At 36.5% G+C, this 23,956-nt stretch carries 25 protein-coding genes; 15 read left to right on the forward strand and 10 right to left on the reverse strand.

The annotated features are described in order from the left end of the window. Positions 1 to 4: 4 nt before the first annotated feature. From M3183_RS12530 to M3183_RS12540, 3 genes are all read right to left on the reverse strand, one after another. Complete coding sequence (locus tag M3183_RS12530) at positions 5 to 100, reverse strand: YjcZ family sporulation protein (RefSeq protein WP_251470115.1); 96 nt, start codon at positions 98 to 100, stop codon at positions 5 to 7. 177 nt (positions 101 to 277) lie between these two features. After that, on the reverse strand, positions 278 to 1,744 hold the full coding sequence (locus M3183_RS12535; RefSeq protein WP_251470117.1) for a cbb3-type cytochrome c oxidase subunit I: 1,467 nt from the start codon (positions 1,742 to 1,744) through the stop codon (positions 278 to 280). A gap of 1 nt (position 1,745) precedes the next feature. Next, a complete protein-coding gene (locus tag M3183_RS12540; RefSeq protein WP_251470119.1) occupies positions 1,746 to 2,282 on the reverse strand; it encodes a cupredoxin domain-containing protein in 537 nt (178 codons plus the stop codon). Positions 2,283 to 2,523: 241 nt separating this feature from the next. Between M3183_RS12540 and M3183_RS27110 the strand changes: the two genes are divergently transcribed. From M3183_RS27110 to M3183_RS12565, 6 genes are all read left to right on the forward strand, one after another. Further along, on the forward strand, positions 2,524 to 2,652 hold the full coding sequence (locus tag M3183_RS27110; protein WP_285879621.1) for a hypothetical protein: 129 nt from the start codon (positions 2,524 to 2,526) through the stop codon (positions 2,650 to 2,652). A gap of 213 nt (positions 2,653 to 2,865) precedes the next feature. Next, complete coding sequence (locus M3183_RS12545; RefSeq protein ID WP_251470121.1) at positions 2,866 to 3,870, forward strand: ABC transporter substrate-binding protein; 1,005 nt, start codon at positions 2,866 to 2,868, stop codon at positions 3,868 to 3,870. 129 nt (positions 3,871 to 3,999) lie between these two features. Beyond that, positions 4,000 to 5,028, forward strand: coding sequence for an ABC transporter permease (locus tag M3183_RS12550; protein WP_251470123.1), 1,029 nt, complete (start codon positions 4,000 to 4,002; stop codon positions 5,026 to 5,028). Further along, entirely contained in the window at positions 5,003 to 5,797 is a 795-nt protein-coding gene (locus M3183_RS12555) for an ABC transporter ATP-binding protein (protein ID WP_251470125.1), read from the forward strand. Before M3183_RS12550 ends, M3183_RS12555 begins: the two co-directional genes overlap by 26 nt. Positions 5,798 to 5,902: 105 nt before the next feature. Next, on the forward strand, positions 5,903 to 6,517 hold the full coding sequence (locus M3183_RS12560) for an NUDIX hydrolase (protein ID WP_251470127.1): 615 nt from the start codon (positions 5,903 to 5,905) through the stop codon (positions 6,515 to 6,517). 151 nt (positions 6,518 to 6,668) lie between these two features. Further along, positions 6,669 to 8,030: an aspartate kinase gene (locus M3183_RS12565; protein WP_251470129.1), complete on the forward strand. Its 1,362-nt coding sequence runs from the start codon at positions 6,669 to 6,671 to the stop codon at positions 8,028 to 8,030. A gap of 49 nt (positions 8,031 to 8,079) precedes the next feature. Here the strand turns inward: M3183_RS12565 and M3183_RS12570 are convergent, their stop codons facing one another. Together M3183_RS12570 and M3183_RS12575 are read right to left on the reverse strand one after the other, a co-directional pair. Beyond that, positions 8,080 to 8,667, reverse strand: a complete 588-nt coding sequence (locus M3183_RS12570) for a DUF2238 domain-containing protein (protein ID WP_251470130.1) — start codon at positions 8,665 to 8,667, stop codon at positions 8,080 to 8,082. Positions 8,668 to 8,680: 13 nt separating this feature from the next. After that, the gene (locus M3183_RS12575) at positions 8,681 to 9,247 is read right to left on the reverse strand and encodes a DUF2238 domain-containing protein (protein WP_251470131.1); all 567 of its coding nucleotides are present in this window, start codon (positions 9,245 to 9,247) and stop codon (positions 8,681 to 8,683) included. 131 nt (positions 9,248 to 9,378) lie between these two features. On the opposite strand from M3183_RS12575, the gene M3183_RS12580 reads away from it, so the two are divergent. The 3 genes from M3183_RS12580 to M3183_RS12590 all read left to right on the forward strand — a co-directional run bounded on the left by M3183_RS12580 (position 9,379) and on the right by M3183_RS12590 (position 12,678). Next, on the forward strand, positions 9,379 to 10,629 hold the full coding sequence (locus tag M3183_RS12580; protein WP_251470133.1) for a DHH family phosphoesterase: 1,251 nt from the start codon (positions 9,379 to 9,381) through the stop codon (positions 10,627 to 10,629). Positions 10,630 to 10,930: 301 nt separating this feature from the next. Continuing rightward, complete coding sequence (locus M3183_RS12585) at positions 10,931 to 11,938, forward strand: acyltransferase family protein (RefSeq protein ID WP_251470136.1); 1,008 nt, start codon at positions 10,931 to 10,933, stop codon at positions 11,936 to 11,938. Between the two features lie 284 nt (positions 11,939 to 12,222). Further along, positions 12,223 to 12,678 carry a GreA/GreB family elongation factor gene (locus M3183_RS12590; RefSeq protein ID WP_251470138.1) on the forward strand — a complete coding sequence of 152 codons (456 nt, stop codon included), beginning with the start codon at positions 12,223 to 12,225 and terminating at the stop codon, positions 12,676 to 12,678. A 91-nt stretch (positions 12,679 to 12,769) separates the two neighbouring features. On the opposite strand, the gene M3183_RS12595 is transcribed toward M3183_RS12590, so the two are convergent. Both M3183_RS12595 and M3183_RS12600 read right to left on the reverse strand, forming a co-directional pair. Further along, positions 12,770 to 13,294, reverse strand: coding sequence for a MerR family transcriptional regulator (locus tag M3183_RS12595; RefSeq protein ID WP_251470141.1), 525 nt, complete (start codon positions 13,292 to 13,294; stop codon positions 12,770 to 12,772). A 99-nt stretch (positions 13,295 to 13,393) separates the two neighbouring features. Next, complete coding sequence (locus M3183_RS12600) at positions 13,394 to 14,359, reverse strand: MerR family transcriptional regulator (RefSeq protein ID WP_251470143.1); 966 nt, start codon at positions 14,357 to 14,359, stop codon at positions 13,394 to 13,396. Positions 14,360 to 14,596: 237 nt separating this feature from the next. Between M3183_RS12600 and M3183_RS12605 the strand changes: the two genes are divergently transcribed. From M3183_RS12605 to M3183_RS12620, 4 genes are all read left to right on the forward strand, one after another. Beyond that, complete coding sequence (locus M3183_RS12605; protein ID WP_251470146.1) at positions 14,597 to 15,430, forward strand: GRP family sugar transporter; 834 nt, start codon at positions 14,597 to 14,599, stop codon at positions 15,428 to 15,430. Between the two features lie 93 nt (positions 15,431 to 15,523). Next, positions 15,524 to 15,880 (forward strand): hypothetical protein, encoded by a 357-nt coding sequence (locus tag M3183_RS12610; RefSeq protein WP_251470148.1) that lies wholly within the window; start codon positions 15,524 to 15,526, stop codon positions 15,878 to 15,880. A gap of 319 nt (positions 15,881 to 16,199) precedes the next feature. Then, complete coding sequence (locus M3183_RS12615; protein ID WP_251470150.1) at positions 16,200 to 17,705, forward strand: aminotransferase class V-fold PLP-dependent enzyme; 1,506 nt, start codon at positions 16,200 to 16,202, stop codon at positions 17,703 to 17,705. Between the two features lie 123 nt (positions 17,706 to 17,828). Then, entirely contained in the window at positions 17,829 to 18,317 is a 489-nt protein-coding gene (locus M3183_RS12620) for a L,D-transpeptidase family protein (RefSeq protein WP_251470152.1), read from the forward strand. Between the two features lie 56 nt (positions 18,318 to 18,373). On the opposite strand, the gene M3183_RS12625 is transcribed toward M3183_RS12620, so the two are convergent. After that, complete coding sequence (locus tag M3183_RS12625; RefSeq protein WP_251470154.1) at positions 18,374 to 18,907, reverse strand: YceI family protein; 534 nt, start codon at positions 18,905 to 18,907, stop codon at positions 18,374 to 18,376. 381 nt (positions 18,908 to 19,288) lie between these two features. On the opposite strand from M3183_RS12625, the gene helD reads away from it, so the two are divergent. Then, on the forward strand, positions 19,289 to 21,622 hold the full coding sequence (helD, locus tag M3183_RS12630; protein WP_251470155.1) for an RNA polymerase recycling motor HelD: 2,334 nt from the start codon (positions 19,289 to 19,291) through the stop codon (positions 21,620 to 21,622). 62 nt (positions 21,623 to 21,684) lie between these two features. On the opposite strand, the gene M3183_RS12635 is transcribed toward helD, so the two are convergent. Both M3183_RS12635 and M3183_RS12640 read right to left on the reverse strand, forming a co-directional pair. Next, positions 21,685 to 21,819: a BA3454 family stress response protein gene (locus M3183_RS12635; RefSeq protein ID WP_251470157.1), complete on the reverse strand. Its 135-nt coding sequence runs from the start codon at positions 21,817 to 21,819 to the stop codon at positions 21,685 to 21,687. A gap of 218 nt (positions 21,820 to 22,037) precedes the next feature. After that, a complete protein-coding gene (locus M3183_RS12640; protein WP_251470160.1) occupies positions 22,038 to 22,268 on the reverse strand; it encodes a hypothetical protein in 231 nt (76 codons plus the stop codon). Positions 22,269 to 22,537: 269 nt separating this feature from the next. Between M3183_RS12640 and asnS the strand changes: the two genes are divergently transcribed. Then, positions 22,538 to 23,929 carry an asparagine--tRNA ligase gene (asnS, locus tag M3183_RS12645; protein WP_251470196.1) on the forward strand — a complete coding sequence of 464 codons (1,392 nt, stop codon included), beginning with the start codon at positions 22,538 to 22,540 and terminating at the stop codon, positions 23,927 to 23,929. The last annotated feature ends 27 nt before the right edge of the window (positions 23,930 to 23,956 follow it).

The raw sequence follows: 23,956 nt of genomic DNA on the forward strand, positions 1-23,956 counted from the left end.
AAACCTAGTAGAAACCTCCGTAGGAAGAACCTACAATGATTAAAAGGATGAACAGAACGACAATTAACACAAAACCCATGTTTCCGCCACCGTAGCTCATTATGCTGCACCTCCTTTAATATTCTAATACACATTATGTGAAAGCACGTCCAATGGATTGGACAAACTACCTGAAGTAAAACAATTTTTTCAAAAAAAGGCTATTCTAGAATAGTGTTTAGTTGAATTGAAGGTAAAAAAATCCAGCCATTATAAAAATGGCTGGATTCCTTAATACTTATGATGCGGATTTAAGAGACTGCTCTTGATCTTTTTTTCCTACAGTTCTTAATCCCATGATATATCGGATTGTAAAAATAACTGCAGAAACTATAACAAGTATACCACAAACAGCTCCTACCTGGTCTGAAGCTGTCCATTCAGGCAAATGTTCGGCCCAGCGGCGGGGAACACTGATTTTTCCTGCATAGAGGAATGAGCCTGCGATGCCGGAAAAGAATAGAAAATAGACTGCAATGGCCAGTTTGTCAACACTATTTTGTTTTTGTGTACCTTCAGTTTTATTGAAATAATACATGAAACCAAAAATCATTGCGATCACGCCCATTCCCATATAAGTATGGAAATGACCTGGCACCCATTTTGTATTATGCATAACATGATTGACAACAATGGTTGCATCAATAATTGCTGGAACGGCACCAGCAACCCAGCCAAACATCGCTAGATACATCATGCTTGAAGCAAAGTCCCATTTGACAGCTGAACGGAATACAATCATTAACGCTCCATAAGCGGTCACTACCATAACAGGAAGGCCGTTTGCGTAGGAAAATATTTGGCCGATGATTAGCATCCATTCAGGAACGGCAAAGTCCATTAATAAATGGTGTGTGTAAATCATAAGTGTAAAAAGTGTTGAAAAGTTCCACGCTATTAGGAATGCTTTATTGGATTTCCATGGGCGTCCCGTGTATTCTGATAAAATTTCATAAACTGCGATAACAGCCATATAAATCGTGCAGTTAGCAAAGATGTGCCCAAATGCATATGTTAAATGCTTGGCCATCATTGGATCAAAGGTTAGATTTGGATTAAGGATATTGAGAATGGATTCTACTAAGGCTGTTGCCCCTGCTAGTATACCGACAGAGTTTGCAATAATGACCATTGTCGAAGCAACAACCGCAGAAGGCGGTCCATAGCCTTTCTTTCCTCTAAAAATATAATCCCATCCAAGTGATTTGCCTAATCCGCCATATTCCTTTATTAATCTGGCAGCGATATAGAAGTACATAATTAAATAGCCGATACCTAAGATTAACAAACCAAATAAAAATAGCAACGCACCAGTAGATCCATAGATCTTTGCCGAAGCAGATGGCAGCGGATAAAGGAATGTCCAGCCATCAGAGAATTTAAAGACGAATATCCCAGTAAGGATCATAACAACCCCAATTAAAGTAAGAATCAAATTGGTAAAAAAGATCTTTGGATTTAAATGAATATATTTGGATAAAAAGTACCACATGATGGCGCTTCCGCCTAATGAAGCAATTCCAATCATCCCGGTACCGTGTATCGTCATAACTTGATAGAATAATTGTGGCGGTATTTTAATAATATTCCCTTGATTTAATAACATCATGACACCAAATATCATCATTAAAACCAGAACAACCGAGGTAACGGTTAAGGCAATGGCGACGCCTCTTTTAATAGAATTACGAGCTTTCGTTTCCATTTTATTTACCTCCTTTTGGTTTAACAACAATATCTTTAATCATGACATGATGTCCGGTGCTGCAATACTCCAGACACATAATTTTATAGGTGCCCGGCTTATCAAACGTAACGGAAACGACGTTTGTATATTCAGGCATTGCCTGTGTCTGTGCAATAAGCTTCAGGTTTGGATCGTAAAGGCCAAATCCGTGAGTGACATCTTTACTAGTGACGCGAAACGCTACCGGTTCCCCAACCGTAAAGTTTTCATCACTTAAGTCCCATGCAAACTGATACCCTTTTACATCCACTACTTTTACATTTGATTGTGCTTTCGCATGCTGCTCGTGGTATGGAAGTCTGCTTAAAGATACAGCTGAGCCAAAACCCATAATGGCAACTAATGCTAGAAAATAAAACTTGCGAATTTTGTAGCCTTTTTCTTGAATTGGACCATACTCCCGTAATTTTCTAGATTCCCCATAGACGAATGAAAATGCTAGTCCGATGAGGAAAATGAAGAACACTGATGTGTACCATGCAATTGATTGGTACATTTTTTCCCCTCCCAATATATGAATTAATCAAACAAGAAGTCCCCCAACTACTTGTTTGTTTCCACCTATCATTTTAAACGGCAAATTGTGAAAGAATAGTGAACTAAATCATACCTATAAAGTGAAATCTAATACGTTCAAAAAATTTTCAGCTGCATTTTAGAAATGACCCTCATGATTTTATGTTTAGAACCGAAACCTATAGTAAAGGAAGAAATTATTTACTCGGGAGGTTAGATAAATGGGTACAATGATTATTGATATCGACACATTACTAGAGGCAACATTAGATCTAACGACTGAGAATAACAGTTTTAAGATGAAAAATGTTGAGATTGATAAATTACTTGATAATACACAAGATTGGTAAAATATTGCTTCCTCCACTACAGTTTTAATATACTTTTCCAAACCTTCCAATATATAATGGAAGGTTCTTTTTTTGTTTTTACGGAAAAACGCTTTAAAGCGCGAAAAATATTTTGACTTTTCTATTGCTTTTGAACTAAAAAAATACTAGAATAATTTTTAATTAGAGAATTTTTAGATAAGTGTTAGGATCTGAAGGAGAGGAAACTATTTTATGAAAAAAGCAGTAAAGGGACTTTCGATAGCACTCGCTGGAATGCTGTTATTAGCCGGGTGCGGCAGCAATGATGCTGCAAAGGATTCAAATCAAAGCGGTGCAGAAAAGGGTAAGGAATATAAAGTAGGGATCACCCAGTTTGCCCCGCATCCATCTTTAGATGCAGCAACAGAAGGTTTTAAAAAAGCTTTAAAAGACAAAGGGATTAAAGTAAGTTTTGATGAACAAAATGCACAGGCAGACCAAAATAATACCCAAACAATCGCAAATAACTTTGTTGGGGATAAAGTAGACCTTATTTTTGCAAATGCAACTCCTAGTGCAATAGCAGCACTAAATGCGACAAAGGACATTCCAATTGTTTTCACCTCAGTAACAGACCCTGTTGGTGCAGGTTTAGTGGAAGCCTTTGATAAGCCTGGTAAAAATATTACAGGTACTACAGATAATCATCCTGACGCGACGAAAAAAACGATCCATTTTATCACGGATGAAGTAAAAGCTAAAAATGTTGGTGTCATCTATAATGCTGGAGAACAAAATTCAGTAGTACAGGTTAAAGATGTTAAGAAATTAGTAGAAGAAAAAGGTGCAAAGCTTGTTGAAGTATCCGTTGGTAATACATCCGAAGTTAAACAGGCTGCTGAGTCGCTTGTGGGCCGTGTTGATGCGATATATGTTCCAACAGATAATACAGTTGTAACCGCACTTGATGCTGTCATTGCCGTTGCGAAAAGCAAAAAGATTCCATTATTTGTCGGCGAACTTGATTCAATGAAAAAAGGTGCAGTGGCTGCCAGTGGATTCGACTATTTTGATATTGGCTATCAATCAGGAGAAATGGCAGCAGACATTCTAACAGGCAAGAAAAAGCCATCTGAAATTCCTGTTGAGCTTCCAAAAAGCCTAAAGCTTGTTATTAATAAAAAAGCCGCAGAAGAACAAGGTTTGGCTATAAAAGAAGAATGGAAAAGTCTTGGCGAGTTTTATGAAGGGAAATAATATCAATAAGCTTTCGGGAGCTGTGTAAATGAAAGATTAGTTCCTTGAATAAAAAAATTATAGTATACAAGATGGCATAATGCCTTCTTTCCGCTTAGGCCAAAAAGACTAAAAGAAAGGGTGATCTATTTGTTTACTGCAATATTTGGATCATTTGAAGCTGGTATCATCTATGCGATTATGGCTCTGGGCGTCTATCTTTCCTTTCGAATTCTGGATTTTCCTGATTTAACGGTAGACGGCAGTTTTGTAACCGGCGGCGCGGTTGCCTCAGTAATGATTATGGGGGGCGTTAATCCTTATTTAGCAACGATGTCAGCATTGTTCGCAGGATTTCTGGCTGGATGTATGACAGGGTTATTGCATACTTTTGGAAAAATTAATAATTTATTATCTGGTATTTTAATGATGATTGCCCTTTATTCAATTAACTTACGAATTATGGGGCGACCAAACATTTCCATGTTAAATACAGAAACTGCTTTTTCAAAAATACAAGATTTATTTGAGAAAACAGGAATTGATGCCTCATTAAATAAACTTTTAACCATGATCGGCTTAGGGGATAGTCTTCCGGAAACATGGGGAATTCTTATAATCATGATTTTGGTTACATTTGTTATTAAATTTCTTACTGATTGGTTTTTACAGACAGAAGTCGGTCTTGCTATAAGAGCAACAGGAGATAATAACCGGATGATTCGGAGTTTCTCGGCAAACACAAATCTTCTTACGGTCTTAGGGCTTGGAATTTCAAATGCCCTGGTTGCTTTCTCGGGAGCATTAATTGCACAGCAAGGCGGATTCTCAGATGTTGGTATGGGGATTGGAATGATTGTGATAGGGCTTGCCTCTGTTATTATCGGAGAAGCACTTTTCGGTACCAAAACGATTGTCAGAACAACCTTTGCTGTGATTGGCGGTTCCATTATTTATCGTATTGTTGTATCTTTAGCGCTCCGAATTGAATTCCTTGATCCGGGAGATATGAAGCTCATTACAGCATTAATTGTCATTATTGCCCTGACTATGCCGAAAATATTAGAACAATCGAAAGAGAAAAAACGGAAGGCCCGCAAAAAGGCAGAAATGCTGAACATAATCAAAGCTGCGGAAAGGAGTGGGGAAAATCATGCTGCAATTAAATCAGATTCATAAAATATTTAATGAAGGTTCTCCAGATGAGAAAATTGCAATTGATCAGATAAACCTTTCCCTTGAAGCAGGAGATTTTGTTACAGTAATTGGCAGTAATGGAGCAGGAAAATCGACCTTAATGAATATCATCTCCGGAGGATTATTCCCAGATGTTGGTGAAGTTTCTATTGATGGGAAAGATGTTACGAACATGACAGAATATAAGCGTTCAAAAATGATTGGACGCGTCTTTCAGGATCCGATGGCAGGTACAGCACCCAGCATGACAATTGAAGAAAATCTGGCCATGGCTTATTCAAGAAATAAGACACGTACTTTAAGGCGGGGGGTCACCAATAAAAGGCGAAGTTATTTCCGCGAAGTACTGGAAACCCTGCACCTTGGTTTAGAGAATCGTCTAAGTGCTAAGGTAGGTCTTTTGTCAGGGGGAGAGCGGCAGGCACTTTCACTGTTGATGGCAACCTTTACAGAACCCTCCATTCTACTATTAGATGAACATACAGCTGCTTTGGACCCATCCAGGGCAGAGCTGATTACTAACATCACAAGGGAAATCGTGGACCGTTACAAACTAACAACTTTAATGGTAACACATAATATGCAGCAAGCTATCGACCTTGGAAACCGGCTGATAATGATGGATAAAGGGCAGATTATTCTTCAGGTAAATGAGGAACAAAAGAAACTGCTTACCATTGAGGGACTATTAGAAGAATTTAAACGAATTCGCGGTGCCCAGATGGATAGCGATCGTGCTGTTCTTTCATAAAAAAAAATCCAGCTTCCGATGCTGGATTTTTTTTTGAATCGATTCACACTTGAAAACATGATAAGGTTATATTAATGAAAAATGGGTTTAGTGAGGGGTGATAGAATGGAATTGGAAACGATTTTTTCAAAATTAAAACAGCATACACCGTCCATCCTAGGCGCCGGTAAGTTTTCAATATATGCCGTCATGGTGCCGCTTATTCAAAAAGAAGATGGGATACATGTGTTATTTGAGGTCAGATCGCTGACATTAAGGAGACAGCCAGGAGAAATTTGTTTTCCAGGGGGAAAAGTGGACCCGATTGATGAAGACGAAAGGGCTGCAGCCATTCGAGAAACAACCGAAGAGCTTGGATTAGAAGCAGAAGATATTTCTGGAGTATACCCGTTGGACTTTATGGTTTCTCCTTTTGGCATGCTCGTGTATCCGTTTGTAGGGCTTATCAGTGAACAGGATAAAATTAATTACAACACGGAAGAGGTTGGTGAAATTTTTAGTGTTCCATTGTCATTTTTTATGAACCATGAACCTGAAATACATTTTGTTGAAATGAATGTTGTCCCAAAAGAAAACTTTCCATTTGATTTAATTGTCGGAGGCAAAAATTATAAGTGGCGGACAAGGGGCATGGAAGAATACTTTTATGTATATGGTGACAAAGCAATCTGGGGGCTTACTGCACGAATTCTTGCCCATTTTATTGAGCTGATTCGATAGAATTTGAAAGATTAATTTTTGGATTTATCAGGATATCCTTTTCTATGTCCTCCCTAAAAATACATTTGTACGCCTGCAGTGGAAAAAAAGACTTGATTATTTTCATAATTATAATAAAATTAAATTTATATTTTGGTTAGGAGATGTAATCATGAAGGTTGTTAAGTTTGGTGGATCGTCTTTAGCATCAGGAAAACAATTGGAAAAGGTATTTAATATAGTAATTTCAGATCCTGAAAGAAAAGTGGTTGTTGTATCAGCTCCAGGGAAGCGTTATCCGAAAGATACAAAAGTAACTGACTTATTGATAGAATGTGCTGAAATGTGTTTGGAACAAAGAGAGCCTAAAGAACAGTTTCATACATTAATCGAAAGATATGCAGCAATAGCTGATGAAATTGGCCTTTCAGGTGAGATAATCAGTGAAATAAGAGAAGATTTGACAAAAAGGCTAGGTGCAGATAAAAGCAATCCAGAACGATATATGGATTTATTAAAAGCCTTTGGCGAGGATAATAATGCTAAATTGGTTGCAGCTTTTTTTCGCCATAAGGGGATTGAGGCTTCCTATGTTGATCCGAAGGAAGCTGGTCTTTTTGTATCAGACGAGCCCGGGAATGCTCAAGTTCTTTCAGAGTCTTATGAGAGATTGTATGCTCTTCATGAACGTCCAGGTATTCTTGTGTTCCCTGGCTTCTTTGGATATAGCAAAGAAGGGGATGTATACACGTTCTCTCGGAGCGGCTCAGATATTACCGGTGCAATTCTTGCCAATGCTTTGAAAGCAGACCTATATGAAAATTTTACCGATGTTGATGCAGTTTATGCGGTGAATCCGAATTTAATTGAAACACCAAAAGAAATTAAGGAATTAACTTTTCGGGAAATGCGAGAGCTTTCCTATGCTGGTTTTTCTGTCCTTCATGATGAAGCACTTGTACCTGCATTTCGAGCAGGGATACCTGTCCATATAAAAAATACAAACAATCCAAATGCTCATGGAACAAGGATTGTTGCTGATAGGGATAATACAAATGGACCTGTAATTGGTGTTGCTAGTGATGAGGGATTTTGCAGCGTCTATGTGAGTAAATACTTAATGAATAGAGAAATTGGCTTCGGCCGAAAATTGTTACACATTTTGGAAGACTTTGGACTCTCATATGAACATACTCCTTCAGGAATTGATGATTTATCTGTCATTTTACGGGAAAATCAATTAAATCCTGAAAAGGAGACGGCAATTATTGACCGTATTAAAACGGAATTGCATGCGGATGAAGTAAAATTTGAGCATAGTCTTGCCTTGATCATGGTTGTTGGTGAAGGAATGCGCCATAATATAGGAACGATGGCAAGAGCTTCTAAAGCCCTTGCAAAGGCAAAGGTTAATATTGAAATGATTAATCAAGGGTCGTCAGAAGTAAGCATGATGTTTGGCGTAAAAGAAATTGATGAAGTAAAAGCCGTAAAAGCTATTTATGATGAGTTTTTCGCGGCTGTCCCAGTTTAATAAAAATTGGAAACAAAGCAGGCCTTAAACAATGGGGGCCTGCTTTTTGTTACTGGGGGTTCCTATGTTTTTTTAATTTGATTTTGGTTCTGATCCCGCTGTAAATGGCAATGACCAGCCCTCCACCTGTGTCTGCAATTAAATCAGTCATAGTGTCCTTATTACCGCCGCCCTGTAAACTCATCCCTAAAAATTGGTCGCAGCTGAATTCGTAAATCTCCCACAAAACTCCGCCTAGTGCCGCAAACGAAAATGTAAACAAAAATACAAACCAAGCGGAAATAGCATCTCCAGCATGACGAAATATCAACCTCTCATATAAGGCAATCCCAGTAAAGGAGATAATTCCGCCGCTAATAAAATGAACGAATGTATCCCACCAGCCAAGCCCATACCATCCTTGTATAGATCCAAGATATTGGGAGCCGATTAAAAAAATCAGATAGGATACAACAATTGGAAGATTAAATTGCAGTTTGGTAAACAACGCTAATAAAAGCGGTATTGCACCACACACGATTCCGCCAATGGCAACCGTTGATTTAAATGATGCTGCATGATTATAATAGTAGACTGCTAAGATAGCCATAAAAATTACGTAAGCTCCGCTGAATAAGATGACAAGTTTTCGATTCATGGTTTCCCCTCCATCATATGGTCCTCTTTCGAAACAAAGAATAAATGGCGGTCACAATTCCACCCGCGCATCCCCATATTAGATCCAGCATTGTATCTGTGTTGCCGCCTCTTTGCATTGTATGTGTGAAAGTTACATCACCAATGAACTCATAAATTTCCCAAAGGACACTCGCTAGCACCGCAAGTGATAATACAAAAATAAATAGAACCCATTTAGAGACGTCTATTCGAAAATTTTGGGGTATTAGCCTTTTATAAAGAGTAAGACCAATAAAACCAATATAGATTCCTTTATAGAAATGCAAGGTCGAATCCCACCACTTGTGATGGAGATAAAAACTTGAAATGGAACCAAGATATAATGTACAAAATAGAAAAAAATAATAACCGATTATAATGGGAATATTAAATGGAATCTCTTTCAATTTTAATAACAGCAGGGGCAAAGCACTTACCAAGATCCCGCCAACAGCAACCTGCCATCTTGAAGAATCATGCTTGTATAAATAATATACAAATAATGCAGCCATAAAGATGATAAACAGTACACTAAGCCAGAGAATAAGCTTGGATTTCATAAGAGCACCCCGCACTTAAAGAAGTTAGTATCAATTATACCCAAATTTGTATCTTTCTAATGGTTTTACAATCTGCATCATAAAAAGGTATAGTAATATCGAATAAAGAAATTGAAATGGTGGTTATGTATATGGTTAAAATTTTTACAGACATTGATTTAGATGGTCTTGGATGTGGTGTAGTTGCCAAAATTGCATTTGGAGAGGAGGCAAGAGTGTTTTATTGTTCCTATCGAAACCTTAATCAAAGGGTAGACTCCTTTATTTCTAATCCCGAGAATGATAAGGAATATACATATATTACAGATTTAGCTGTAAATTCGGATGTAGAGAAAAAATTAGCTGAAAGACATCAGCGCGGAAAACATATTCAAATGATTGATCATCATGTAACCGCTCTGCATTTTAATGACTATCCATGGGGCAGTGTTAAGCCAGAATATGAAAATGGGAAAAAAACATGTGCTACATCGTTATTTTATGATTTTTTGATTGAACACGGAATGATGGAACGAAATCAGTCGCTTGAGGAATTTATTGATTTAGTCCGCCAGTATGATACATGGGAATGGGATGAAAATAATAATTTGGCAGCAAAACAATTAAATGATCTTTTTTATATTATGAACAGGGATCAATTTGAAGAAGAAATGATTAAAAGGATTAAGGAAAATTCTGGTCCCTTTTCATTTACCGAAACGGAAACCATTATTCTAGAAATTGAAGAGAAAAAAATTCAACGTTATATACAATCAAAAAACAGACAGATTGTTCAATCATTTGTGGGGAATTTATGTATCGGAATTGTTCATGCTGAACAGCATTTATCTGAACTTGGAAATGCTTTAAATAATTTGAATCCACATTTAGATATGATTGCTTTGTTAAATGTAGGCAGTAAGAAAATTGGTTTTCGAACAATACACGATGAAATCAATGTGGCGGAGTTTGCCAAAAAGTACGGGGGAGGCGGACATCCAAAAGCATCTGGGGCAGAATTGTCAAAAGATGCCTTTGAGACTTTTGTTGTAAAAGTGTATGATACACCTCCACTTAAACCGGATGCAGACCGGAATGAGTTTAATGTTCCTGAATCCCCATTTGTAACAAGTTTTAAAAACCACAAGGATGAAATTTCTTTTATTCTTCCAGAGGGAAACGGAAATTTTGCTATAATTCATAAAGGAAAAAGGGTTGGACAAAATTTCCCTGGATTTAAAGAGGCCGAACGGTATTTAAAGCGCAATTATGCTTCCTGGCTTCGTTATGATCAAGAATTCCTTGGTCAGTTGGCATCCCTTTTTCATATTTCTTTAGAAGAATTAAAGGAAAATTATGCTGAAATGATTAGTAATCGTTTAGTGGATATAATTGAGAAATAAGAAAGAGCTTTGCGGAAGTAATGGATTTTTTCCATGCATTCGTAAAGCTCTTTTCAAGTTGATGAAAAAGTAGTATTTTCTTCATGGGAGAATATAATTATTATTGTAAAATTGTAAACGAGCTGCAATTTAAAAGTTATTTCACTAACATCCATCTGTAATACTTAAAGAGTAAAATGATAAAAAGGGTGATTATAGCTTAAAGATTAAAGAGTGCGCTGCATTTGCATGAATTGTAGAAAAAGTTACATCACAATATTCAAATACCTTTTGATCGAATCCATTTATAGGGGTGATGAGAATGGCTTCTCAATCAAAAAGGAGCAAGTATTTTGATAACGCCAAATTTGCTTTAATTTTTCTCGTTGTTTTTGGCCATGTGATAAGCCCGCTTAAAGAAAAAGACGGTGTTTTGTTCACGTTATACAGCTTTATTTATCTCTTTCATATGCCAGCTTTCATTTTTATTTCTGGGTATTTTTCAAAGGGATATAGAAAAGATGGGTATCTCCAAAAAAGTATTAAGAAAATATTGCTGCCCTATATAATCTTTCAATTGCTGTATTCGGTTTTTTATTTTGTCTCAGGTAAAGAAGGAACATTCCATTTTAATCTTTTCCAGCCACACTGGACTTTGTGGTTTTTAATTAGTTTGTTTTGCTGGAATTGCATGCTCTATCTGTTTGCTCGGTTAAAATGGAAGGGGGCAATTTTAAGTATAGCACTTGGAATTATCGTTGGTTATTTCAGTGAGATTGGCAGCTATTTAAGTTTATCAAGAACATTTGTATTTTTTCCTTATTTTCTGATAGGCTTTTTGTTAAATCGTGATCAGTTAATGACAATCATTAAGAATAGATTTTCGCTTCCAGCGGGAATAGGTATCATTACAGCTGTCTTTATTTATTTCAGTTTTGGGTTTCCAGAAGACGCTGTTCCCTGGCTGTTAGGGGATCGTTCCTATTCAGCAATGGGGATGGAACAAATAGGGGCAGGTATCTACAGGGGAGTCCAGTATCTGGTTACCATTGCTGTCCTATTTTCCTTTTTAACAATCATTCCATCCATTCATCTGAAACTAACAAAGATTGGAGAGAGAACCCTTTATATTTATTTATTCCATGGGTTTATTGTTAAATCAGTACCTGCATTGTTTCCGGACAAAAGTTTATCCGTGATTTCTGACCATTATTTAATTCTTGTTTGTTTTTCCTTTATCGTTTGTTTGTTTTTAGGAAGTTATTTGGTAAAAAAATATACAAAGCCAATTGTAGAACCCAATTTATCCTACAATTTAGGGGGAAATTAGTTCTGTTGAAAAAGCGATTCCGAACAGGAATCGCTTTTTGATTTTATGGTATTTGGAAATGGGAGATTTTTCTGTATGTATATGGTAATATTATAATATATCTTCCAATATTTTAAGGATTTACTTTTCCTTTCGGGCATACCGGAGAATTGGCTTTTTTAGATGAAGTCAATTCTCCGGTATGCATTTGGAAGGTTCATTTTTTTTTTACTAAGGAGGAATTATGATGAAAACATTAATGAAATTTTGCAGAGGGTTTGATCATAGTAAAGGGGCTGTCTACTATGAACCATAGTAAAGAGTTTTTTACCAATCAATTAGTCTTTATTGAGGAGAATATTAAAGACTTAACAAATCTTTATGTTTCATCGACTCCAATCCAGGAAAGATTAAAACACTTTTTTAATCTCTATGTTCTGGAAGTGGAGGATTTATTAAAACAAAATCGAAAGAACCTCTATATTTCGTTATTTCCGAAAGTTTATGTTGGTACAAAGGTTACGGTCCTTTATGATGAGGAAGAAGACACAGAAGATTATGTTATTTGTTTTCCAGAGCAGTCAGAACCTGATATTGGGCATATTTCCTTTTTATCACCCGTAGGAAGACAGCTTCTTCTTAAAGAAATAGGGGAAAAAATTTCACTTACTATCCCAACAGGGGAATTGCATGTAACGATTAAAGAGATTTCTTATGTTGGTGATACATTTGAATTTGTAAAAAGAACAAAAGAAGCATAGCGTGGTGAAAGCGTCTAAATAATTTTGTCATAAAATGACCGAACGTTATTTGTACGATCGGTCATTTTATTTATCTAATTTTCTCATTTGGTTACCTAAAGCCAAATAATGAGCTGACAAAGTTTTTCTTTTTTCTCTTTACTTTGCCCTCATCTAATCCGACCCCTTTTTCTACTGTTTGGACAGGTTTTAGCGTGGATATTTCTTCCTGAAGTAACTTAATTTTATTGTTAAGCTCGGTTATTTGATTTTGCATTTCTTCAATTTCTCTCCTATGCTGAAGAAGTTGGTAAGAGGTAACAGAATCTGCCTTTTCATGCAGAGTTAGTTCAATTTCCTTGATTTTCGTCAATAACAATTCAATTTTCTGATCTTGATCCCCATGCTTGATTGCCCCTTTTCTCGGTTCTCTTTTCTTAGGAAGCGGGGCAATCTCCTGAAGCATTACCCCATTTTGAAGCTGTTCCTGGATATCTTTTAATAACTGAATATCCTCATCCTTAAAATAATAGTGTCCCCGTTCATTTCTTTCCATTGGAAGACCAAGCTGCTTAACCCAGCGTTGAATAGTGCTTGAAGAAACTCCTAATAATTTGGCTGCTTCAGTTGTATTCACAACAAATCCCTCCATTAAATTAATTACCTTATTCAACAAATGACAGAAGGAAAGGCAGTACTATGGCGTATGATTGATTCTCCATTTAGCTGTTAGGATTCAAGACCAAAATTTCCACCACTTTTTTTCTTTGGCTGAGGCAACTTCTCTAAAATTGGTTAACATTTGCTGGAAAGCTGCTTCCCTTTGTCTGATTTCCTTGACGTATTGCTGGCGTTCTTCGACAAAGAATTCTCTATCAAGGGCAATAGCCTCTGTCAGCCCCGATAATTCACTGTTGGTGTAATCAATGGTGTGGGCAAGGTCATTAGTAGTTTCAGTTAATTGTTTAGACAAAGCTGCTAATTCATCAGAGGTTTCAATTGATACATCTTTAATACTGTTGGAAAGGTAATGAATTTTATCAGCAGTTAATTCGGAAGCCCTTTCCACGGTTTTTGAAAGCCCCTCTATTTCTTCTTTCGTTGAAGCTGTAGATTTGTAGATTGAATCTGACAGTGCCTTAACCGTGGTTAAGGTACCTTTAGAAATTTCCTTCTTTACCTCTTCGATAATTTCTTTTCGGACTACGGTGCGGATTTCCTCTTTAACCTCATTAATAAAATTATTTTTAAATGTATCGACTGCTTCGTATAGCAGACTGGCATCGATATTGTGATCTTCTTTTACAGAAACTGGTGTGATTGAATCTGCGGCAACAACTTCAAAAGCGGTCTCATCCGGTTCAGCAATTTCGGCTTTATTGGAAGTTTTCAGGTGTTCTGCTGTATTTGGAATGCCTGTTGTATTTGAACCATCAAGCCACTCCGCAGCTTCTGCTGAAGTGCCGCTTTCAGGTGTAAGCTTTTTTTGTAAATTATAGCGAATCATCTCCTTGCTTAATTTTTGCGAAACCATTTCTTTAATTTCTAGCAGCTGTTCTATTTCTCTATCAGTATAGATTCGTGCACCCTGCTTCGAGCGTGGAATCTGTATTAACTCATTTAATTCTTTCTCCCATTGCCGTATAATTCCAGGAGCTGTATTTATTTTTTTTGCCACTTCTTTTAATGTATAAGTTTTCATCAAAATCCATCCCTTTCTATCTATCTAGGAAAAAATTTGTCTATGTCTAGTTATTCACCATTTGGTATCCTATTTTCCTGCTGCTTGACAAAAGCTATCAAAACAAGACTAAAGGAGTGAAATACCAACATATTTTGCAAAATCTTCATCTAATGCAAAAAATATTGAAAATAGGATTGAGATTTGTAGAAATCGGGTTTATATTTGGAATGGAATATATGAAAGGGAAGGATCAGCATGTGGATTGCAGCAGCATTTTTAACAATGGTTTGCTTTGGAGCAAATAATACTATATTTAAATGGAGTACAGGTAACGGGTATTCAAAAGTCCATATTCAGTTTTATTTTTATCTTACAGCATTTCTATTAACGATAGCTTTTGGCATGGTTAAAGGGGTTCATATTGGAGTGACTGCTGTTCTTTTAGGAGCTGTCATTGGTATATTAAATGCGAATGGAAATATTCAAATGTCAAAGGCATTTGAAAAAGGGCCTGCAAGTTTGACATCGCCAATCATAGGGACGAATGTAATACTTCCAATCTTAACGGCAGGGATTATTTTTCATGAGCATATTACAGCACTACAGTGGATAGGAATTATTTTTATGTTAGGCTCAGCCATAACGATACAATATTCACCCGCATCCAAGCAAATTATTAACTATCAGCCTTGGATTTTCCGGGTAATGCTCTCCATTATGTCCTTTGGTTTATTAGGGATTTTAATGAAGACATCATCATTTTTGCATATTGGTTCACTTGAAATTCTTATTGCCATGTATGGCGGCGGGTGTTTTTATTTAGCTGTCTGCAGTTTTGCAATGAAAGAAAAATGGCTGAAATCAGAGATAAATGTAGGTACCATTGTGGGCTTAATCAGCTTTTTTGGATATAGCAGTTATTTTTATGCCCTTCAAGCTGGGACTGCAAGTATTGTTTTTCCTATTGTCAGTTTAAATTGCCTTGTTGTGGTTCTTTCTGGACTATTATTTTTCAAGGAGAAATTAAAAAGATACCAGCTGGTTGGAGTCATTACTGCATTATTGGGGATTATTTTTACTAAATTATAATTCTATGAAAAAACATTGTAAACTACGCGAAACCTCCATGTAAACATCGAGCGTTATAATAGAAGAATACTAATGACAGCGGCGGGGGTTTATATGGAAGAAACAGTTGATACAGTTGCGAAATCCTATCTTCAGAAATCGTTGGAAGAGTGGAAAGATGATATATTAAAAGTTTTGGATGAAATTGAAAAAGAATACGAGGAAGTTGCACAGGATTTAAAGGTTTATTCATATAAATATGGGATTACGAAACAGGTAATTCAATCAACAGTTAATGAAGAAATCATTGATAAGATTCGTGAAATGTATCATAAACCATTTGAAGAAAACTACAATCATTTAAAGGAATACATACGTGATTTGGAAGAAAAAAAGCGAGTCTTTCAAATGTTTATCCAAAAAATTGAAGAAGTGACTAAAAAGGAAACGGCTAAAATTACAACATATTAATAAAAGCAAAAAGCGCCTTCGGAACAAGGACAACTTATTCCGAAAGTGATCTTTCTAATTGGATTTCCTTAGCGGTCAGCCCTGGCAGGGGAATGTTTTTCGGCTCTAAAAGCTGTTTTGATTTTTAGGCCCGAAGGTTATTTGACCTCAAGGAGATAGTGCTGGAGAAGGGAAATTCTTCTCAAAGTCATATATTGATAAATAAAAAACGCTCAGTTTGAGCGTTTTTTTATGCTGTTTTTTTACCGGTAATTTTACCACTGTTAGTTTTTTTGCATATATTGATTAGCAGAGCAAAGCAGTGGAGGAGGCAGCGGACATGATAACTGCGAATCTTGGAAGTAAAACTTATCGGATTCCGGAAAACCTAGAGCAATATTTTCAGCTATTTCGATCACAGATTATCGGTGTAAATCAAGGATTTGATTCACCCTATGGAAAGAGAAAAATCCTGTATGGTGACTGGACAGCAAGCGGTCGTCTTTATCGGCCGATAGAACAAAAAATTTCTGAAGTATTTGGCCCCTACATGGCAAATACTCACACTGAATCAAATATCACTAGTTTAATGATGACCGGAATGTATAAGCAGTCAAAGGAGATTATTAAGGAACATGTGAATGCTGATCCTTATGATGTGATAATCTTTGATGGTTTTGGGATGACAGCAGTTATTAATAAATTTCAGCGGATACTGGGGTTAAGAGTAAATGAAAACTTAAAATCGAGATTGAAAATTTCCAAACAGGAGAGACCCATCGTTTTTCTAACACATATTGAGCATCATTCAAACCAAACATCATGGCTGGAAACTATTGCTGATGTTGAAATCATTAAACCAGATAAAAATGGCTGTGTAGACATCAGCCATTTAGAACACTTATTAATTCAGTATAAAGACCGGAAAATGAAAATTGGCTCTTTTTCAGCCTGTTCAAACGTAACGGGAATTGAGACACCTTATCATCAGCTTGCTAAAATGATGCATCAGCATGGAGGCATCTGTTTTGTAGATTTCTCCGCTTCTGCACCATATGTAAAAATGAATATGCACCCGAAAGACCCTTTAGAAAAGCTGGATGCAATCTTTTTTTCCCCACATAAGTTTTTAGGAGGACCAGGTACAAGTGGTGTTTTGGTATTCGATTCAAGATTGTATGCAAACAAAGTTCCAGACCATCCCGGCGGCGGTACGGTTACCTGGACAAATCCTTGGGGAGAACATGAATATTATAAGGATATTGAATTACGGGAGGACGGCGGGACACCTGGGATTCTTCAAGCAATTCGGACCGCACTATGTGTGAAATTAAAAGAGCGGATGGGGATTGACAATATTTTAAAAAGAGAAAAGGAACAGTTAGACTTGTTGTTTCCGCTTTTGGAAGACATACCAGGAATTCAAATATTGGAAGGTCACCTAAAGAACAGAATTGGCATCATTTCGTTTAATATTAAGGATATCCATTATAATTTAATTGTCAGGCTGTTAAATGACCGCTACGGTATTCAAGTAAGGGGCGGCTGTGCGTGTGCCGGAACATATGGCCATTATTTGTTAGGAATTGATAAGAAGTCCTCTAAAAAGATTGCAGAAAAAATTAATCATGGTGATTATTCAACCAAACCAGGATTTGTTCGTTATTCCCTTCATCCAATTATGACGAATAAAGAGATTGTATTATTTGCAAATGCACTTAAAGAAATTGCACTTAATATAGATGAATGGAAAAAGGATTATAAATATGATGCCGCCAGCAATGATTATTTTTATATTGATTTTATCAGAGAAGACTTGACCCCATTATTTAGAATGGAACATTAGGTTCAACGGAGAGCAGCATTAATAATGCAAGCAGCAGGAAAAGGGGAGCGGTGTATTAATGTAAGCTGCATATTAACCTTTAAATGGCCATAGCATATGCTAGTGAAAAAGGTGTGACCCCTTATGATTCATATCGTAAAGCCTGGTGAGACACTTTCCTCGATTTCTCATGATTACCGCATTAGTCTTAACCGGCTTCATGCGGCAAATCCAGGAATAGGTCATCTATATGCAGGACAGAAAATACAAATTCCGGGGCTGCCTGAGCCTAGTTCAATTCCATATACTATTCAAGTTTCTATAGGTAAAAAAAGACTGACACTTTTCCAAAATGGAAAGCTGGTTAAGATTTTTCCAATTGCTGTTGGGAAGATGCTGACAAGGACTCCAACAGGGGAATTTGTGATTGTCAATCGGCAGTTGAATCCTGGAGGTCCTTTCGGAGTTATGTGGATGTCTCTGTCTAAACAGGGTTATGGCATACACGGTACGAATGACCCGAGTTCAATTGGAAAGGCAGTTTCCCATGGCTGTATTCGTATGTACAATCGTGATGTACTTAAGCTTGCTGAAATGGTGCCAAATGGTACTAAGGTAATGATTATACCGTAAAATCTAAAAACGGAAGCTGACTATGATTTATCAGCTTCCGTTTTTTTATTACTATACTATTCAGCTTTAGCAGCTTGAATTTGTAGGTTGATTTTCACTTTATCGCCAACTAGTACGCCGCCAGTTTCTAAGGCAGCATTCCATACTAAACCATAATCAGAGCGGTTTAAAGAACCTTCGGCACTAAATCCCACTTTTTCATTTCCCCATGGATCTTTTCCTGAACCTTCAAATGTCACTTTGAAAGTTTCTTGTTTTGTCACTCCACGAAGTGTTAAATCACCAGTTACATCATATTCGCCTTCATCTGTTTTAACAATATTTGCTGCCTTAAATGTCATATTTGGGTGATTCTCAACATCAAAGAAATCAGCTGATACTAAGTGAGCATCACGATCTTTGTTACGTGTATCAACACTTCCAGTTTCAATCGTAAAGGCAATATTTGCTGTTGTTAAATCAGTTGGATCTGCTTCAATATCTGCAGAAAAGCTTTCGAAAGAACCTTTCACGTTTGCAATCATCATGTGACGAACAGAAAAATCTACGCTAGAGTGTGCGGAATCAATGGCCCATTTTGTTTTTGTCATCTTAAATCTCCTCCAATTTTATTTCGAAAATATTTATCTTGAATTTAAAATAACTTAATTCAAGGTAAATTATATGATTGAATTTCGATATTGTCAATTGATTTTTTATCAATCTATAAAAAATTTTAAAAATTTTTTTATTTGGAATCTAGTTTTTAAACAAAAGCAGAAGGGAATGTAAGCTGGAAAAAAGCTCATAATAAAAAAACGCCAACAATGGGCGTTTTTTACAGAAAGTATTGAAAATAACAAAGAGGCATGTTAAAATAACTTTTGGTATAAAATTTATATGTTATATATATAAATATCCTATAATAACATTAACATATTTTTTTGTGGTTGTCAACGGAATGAACCGAATCAAATTATGGGAGTGGTTGCATGAGTAAATTGCAAAAGAAGGACTGGCAAAAGGAGCAGGAAAGGGTCCATTCTGTTGTGGATATAATTGACTGGAAAATGAATCGGCTTTTGAAGAATACCGGTAAAGTAAATACGGATGTTCTTGAACTAAGGAAAAACTTTTGGGAAGATGTAACCGTCAACTTAGATGAACCGGATGATGTTATCGAAACTGCCGCGAGTATAAAACAGCAGGCTGAACTTCTTTCGGAACGGGAACGAACCCATAAACAATTGGACCGGCAGCTAAACACGCTTGAACGATTAAAATACTCTCCTTATTTTGGCCGAATTGATTTCTTGGAAGATGGGGAGACCATTACAGACAGTGTATACTTGGGGATTGCATCTCTAATGGATCAAACGGATGAGAATTTTTTGATTTACGATTGGCGGGCTCCAATATCAAGTCTTTATTATGATTACCCGCCTGGGCCGGCTCTTTATCAAACAGCAGAGGGACCTATTTCAGGTGAAATGAAATTGAAACGACAGTTTATTATAAGGACAGCTGAAATTAAAGGCATGTTTGATACAGGAATAACAATCGGAGATGAAATGCTGCAAGAGGTGCTTGGGAACAATGCAAGCACACAAATGAAAAGTATTGTTGCCACGATTCAGAAGGAACAAAATGCTATTATTAGAAATGAAAAAAGTAAATTTCTGATTGTACAAGGGGTTGCCGGGAGCGGTAAAACTTCTGCAGCTTTGCAGCGTGTTGCCTTTTTACTATATCGCCATCGAGGAACCATTAGTTCTGAAAATATCATGTTGTTTTCACCTAATCCATTATTTAATAGCTATGTCTCTTCTGTACTGCCAGAGCTCGGAGAAGAGAATATGCAGCAGTCCACCTTCCAAGAATATTTATATCAACGAATTGGCCGATATTTTACCGTTGAAGACCCATTTGTCCAAATGGAGTATTTATTAAATGAAGAAAGCAATCCGGATTATCAAACAAGACTGAATGGAATTCGATTTAAAGCAAGTCTCGATTTTAAAAAAATCATGGACGAATATGGAAATAGTTTATCAACCAAAGGATTAATTTTTCGTGACCTGACATTTCGAGGAGACATTTTAATTACTAAAAGAGACATTCACAAATACTTTTATGGATTAGAGCCAAGCAATAGTATCCCTAATCGTATTCAGATGGTAAAAGAATGGCTTGTTAGAGAACTAAAATCTGCAATGAAAAGGGAGCGCTCAAGGAACTGGGTGGAGGAGAAAATCCAATTTCTTGAAAAAGAAGACTATATGGAGGCTTTTAAACATCTGCAGAAGAAACAAAGATTTTCGGATAATACATTTGACGATTTTGACCGTGAACAAAGATTGCTTTCAGAAATGGTGGTAAAAAGAGAGTTTAAGCCATTATTTGCAATTGTGAAAAGTTTGAAGTTTATTGACATACCGCGTGTTTATTTACAGCTGTTTAGTGATGAAATAAGTTTGACGGATCAAATTCCTTATGATTGGGAGTATATTAGCAAATTAACAGCTGAGAAAATAAACCAAAGGGTAATACCGTATGAAGATGCAGCACCTTACGTTTATCTACAAGATTTAATCGAAGGTCGTAAGGCCGGCACAGCTATTCGTCACATATTTATTGACGAGGCTCAAGATTATACGCCATTTCAGTTTGCATATATTCAAAGACTATTTCCCTACAGTAAAATGACATTGCTTGGTGATTTTAATCAAGCTATATATTCGGGAGTAACTGAAGCGCAAACTGTTTTAAATCAAATTACAGCGGAAAATGGTGAGGCTGCCACCTTTGATCTAACAAGAACATACCGGTCAACCAAGGAGATTGTTGAATTTACACGGGCGTTAATTCCAGGGGGAGATAAGATTGAACCGTTTAACCGCAATGGTAATAAGCCAGTGGTCAGCTTAACAAATGAAAAGCGGATGCTGGATTGTTTAATTGAAAAAATAACTCGTCTGCAAACAGATGGACATCGGACCATTGCCGTAATTTGCCGTACTGATGATGAAAGCAAACGAGCTTATGGGAAATTAAAGGAAAAGATCTCCCTTCATTTAATTGAAAAAGGTACCATTCTCTATGAAAAAGGAATCAATGTAATTCCTTCTTATTTAGCGAAAGGAATTGAGTTCGATGCAGTAATTTTGTATGATATTGCTCAATATGCAAGAGAAAGTGAACGGAAATTATTTTATACAGTATGTACTAGGGCCATGCATGAGCTTCATATGATGTCTTCGGAAGGATTAAATCCGCTTATGGAACAGGTTCCGCAGGATACTTATATCATTGAGGAAATACAATAAAACAAAATAAAAGCTGTATGTTCATACTGACATACAGCTTTATTACGTTCTTTTTATAGTTATTATCTTTTCCATTGTTTTTCGACTTGTTCTAATGCGAGACGCATAATTTCTTCTTCAGTTGTATTTCGGTCGGCAATGACATTTGTTAAGTAGCTTTTTCCTTCGAAATTAATGGTTACTTCGATTTGCATCATAGTTAATCACCTTTCTTTATAAAAGAAGTTTTTTTGCATAATGGAATCTTATCGATTAGGATTTGGTCAAACCATTAAGGATAAAAAATTAACTGAGAGAGAATTTGGATTGGTGTTACAAAGAAGTTAAAAAGAGGGTTTATATATTATACTAAAATATACCCTGTATTAGAAGTGAAACCTCTGTGTCTGAAGAAAAAAACTTCCAAAGCGGAAGTTTAGACCTCGATAGTCATAAATTCTTCAACAAACTGCTGTACTTGGATTTTACTAATTTCATTTTTTTTCAGCAATGTTTCCGCAATGACAACATGCGCACGTATGGAGTTGTTTCGCTTTAAATCACGAATTGAAATATCACCATTTAGTAATTGAATTGCCATTTCTTTGATGAGCGGATTCTTTGAAGATTCGTAAAGAAGATAGGCAATACATGTAATTTTATCCACACTACCACTCCTCATGATCTTGAATCACTTTCTTTTAGTATTCGACCGAATGGTCATAAACTCCTGCATGTTTTCTGAAAATTTATAAAAATAATGCACCAAACTGCGATTTTGTTGAATATTGCTTATTTGTTTTGATTTTTATATAATATGGAAGGGATAAAAGACAAACTGTAAAACATAATATACCTTTCGTCCCAATGAGGGATGAGAGGTTTTTTGTTTAACTTTTGTCTTTATACATAGGAGATTTAGGAGTGAAACAAGTAATGAAACAAACCTTAATCAAAGACTTATATCGTCATACAGAAGATTATATCGATCAAAAGGTACAAATTTCTGGATGGATTCGGACAATTCGAGAATCTAAAACATTTGGCTTTATTGAAATAAATGATGGAAGTTTTTTTAAAGGTGTTCAAATTGTTTTTGATGACCAGTTAGAAAATTTTAAAGAAATCTCAAAACTGCCAATCAGTTCATCCTTATTAGTTGAAGGTGACTTCATTCATACTCCACAGGCAAAGCAGCCTTTTGAGATTAAAGCCACAAATATTGTGATTGAGGGAACTTCGAATGCAGATTATCCTTTACAAAAGAAAAGACATACTTTTGAGTATTTAAGGACGATTGCCCATTTACGCCCTAGAACAAATACGTTTGCTGCTGTATTCCGGGTTCGGTCATTAGCATCCTATGCTATTCATAAGTTTTTCCAGGATAATGGATTTGTTTACGTCCATTCACCAATAATTACAGGAAGTGATACCGAGGGGGCAGGTGAAATGTTCAGGGTTACCACGCTGGATATGGAGAATCTGCCGAAAAATGAAGAAGGAAAAACAGATAATTCAAAGGATTTCTTTGGCCGGGAAACAAATTTAACAGTCAGCGGTCAGCTTTCTGCTGAAGCCTTTGCCTTGGCTTTTCGGAATGTTTATACATTTGGTCCGACATTTAGAGCAGAAAATTCCAATACGGCAAGACATGCAGCGGAATTTTGGATGATTGAACCAGAAATCTCTTTTGCAGAACTGCCAGACATTATGGATCTTGCTGAAGACATGGTGAAATATGTTATTGGCTACGTATTAGAGAATGCCCCTGAAGAAATGAACTTCTTTAACAGCTTTGTTGAAAAAGGACTGCTGGATCGATTAAACAATGCTCATTCTGCTGAATTTAGCCATGTAACTTATACAGAAGCAGTGGAGCTTCTGAAAAAATCTAATGAGAAATTTACCTATCCAGTTGAATGGGGTGCAGATTTACAGACAGAACATGAGCGATATTTATGTGAGAAAGTATTTAAGAAACCAGTATTTGTGACGGATTATCCAAAGGAAATCAAAGCATTCTATATGAGATTAAATGATGATGGGAAAACTGTTGCTGCAACTGACTTGCTTGTTCCAGGAATCGGTGAATTGATTGGAGGCAGCCAGAGAGAAGAACGTGAAAATGTTCTTGCGGCGAAAATTAAGGAACTTGGTATGACTGAAGATGATTATTGGTGGTATCTGGATTTGAGGAAATACGGGGCCACAAAGCACGCTGGCTTTGGACTTGGATTTGAACGTTTAATCATGTATCTAACTGGTATGACCAACATTAGAGATGTCATTCCATTCCCAAGAACTCCAGGGAATGCTGAATTTTAATATGAAAAAAACAACACGCATTGCTGT

Source organism: Neobacillus mesonae (assembly GCF_023715155.1).
In the GTDB taxonomy this organism is placed as follows: Bacteria; Bacillota; Bacilli; order Bacillales; family Cytobacillaceae; genus Neobacillus; species Neobacillus mesonae_A.

Bases quoted from the DNA above. Each gene is read 5' to 3' on its own strand.
- M3183_RS12565 (WP_251470129.1), top strand. From the start codon at position 6,669: ATGAAGGTTGTTAAGTTTGGTGGATCGTCTTTAGCATCAGGAAAACAA.
- M3183_RS12575 (WP_251470131.1), bottom strand. From the start codon at position 9,247: ATGAAATCCAAGCTTATTCTCTGGCTTAGTGTACTGTTTATCATCTTT.
- M3183_RS12580 (WP_251470133.1), top strand. From the start codon at position 9,379: ATGGTTAAAATTTTTACAGACATTGATTTAGATGGTCTTGGATGTGGT.
- M3183_RS12600 (WP_251470143.1), bottom strand. From the start codon at position 14,359: ATGAAAACTTATACATTAAAAGAAGTGGCAAAAAAAATAAATACAGCT.
- M3183_RS12535 (WP_251470117.1), bottom strand. From the start codon at position 1,744: ATGGAAACGAAAGCTCGTAATTCTATTAAAAGAGGCGTCGCCATTGCC.
- M3183_RS12560 (WP_251470127.1), top strand. From the start codon at position 5,903: ATGGAATTGGAAACGATTTTTTCAAAATTAAAACAGCATACACCGTCC.
- M3183_RS12530 (WP_251470115.1), bottom strand. From the start codon at position 100: ATGAGCTACGGTGGCGGAAACATGGGTTTTGTGTTAATTGTCGTTCTG.
- M3183_RS12610 (WP_251470148.1), top strand. From the start codon at position 15,524: ATGGAAGAAACAGTTGATACAGTTGCGAAATCCTATCTTCAGAAATCG.
- asnS (WP_251470196.1), top strand. From the start codon at position 22,538: ATGAAACAAACCTTAATCAAAGACTTATATCGTCATACAGAAGATTAT.
- M3183_RS12555 (WP_251470125.1), top strand. From the start codon at position 5,003: ATGCTGCAATTAAATCAGATTCATAAAATATTTAATGAAGGTTCTCCA.
- helD (WP_251470155.1), top strand. From the start codon at position 19,289: ATGAGTAAATTGCAAAAGAAGGACTGGCAAAAGGAGCAGGAAAGGGTC.
- M3183_RS27110 (WP_285879621.1), top strand. From the start codon at position 2,524: ATGGGTACAATGATTATTGATATCGACACATTACTAGAGGCAACATTA.
- M3183_RS12615 (WP_251470150.1), top strand. From the start codon at position 16,200: ATGATAACTGCGAATCTTGGAAGTAAAACTTATCGGATTCCGGAAAAC.
- M3183_RS12635 (WP_251470157.1), bottom strand. From the start codon at position 21,819: ATGATGCAAATCGAAGTAACCATTAATTTCGAAGGAAAAAGCTACTTA.
- M3183_RS12585 (WP_251470136.1), top strand. From the start codon at position 10,931: ATGGCTTCTCAATCAAAAAGGAGCAAGTATTTTGATAACGCCAAATTT.
- M3183_RS12620 (WP_251470152.1), top strand. From the start codon at position 17,829: ATGATTCATATCGTAAAGCCTGGTGAGACACTTTCCTCGATTTCTCAT.
- M3183_RS12545 (WP_251470121.1), top strand. From the start codon at position 2,866: ATGAAAAAAGCAGTAAAGGGACTTTCGATAGCACTCGCTGGAATGCTG.
- M3183_RS12590 (WP_251470138.1), top strand. From the start codon at position 12,223: ATGAACCATAGTAAAGAGTTTTTTACCAATCAATTAGTCTTTATTGAG.
- M3183_RS12605 (WP_251470146.1), top strand. From the start codon at position 14,597: ATGTGGATTGCAGCAGCATTTTTAACAATGGTTTGCTTTGGAGCAAAT.
- M3183_RS12540 (WP_251470119.1), bottom strand. From the start codon at position 2,282: ATGTACCAATCAATTGCATGGTACACATCAGTGTTCTTCATTTTCCTC.
- M3183_RS12570 (WP_251470130.1), bottom strand. From the start codon at position 8,667: ATGAATCGAAAACTTGTCATCTTATTCAGCGGAGCTTACGTAATTTTT.
- M3183_RS12625 (WP_251470154.1), bottom strand. From the start codon at position 18,907: ATGACAAAAACAAAATGGGCCATTGATTCCGCACACTCTAGCGTAGAT.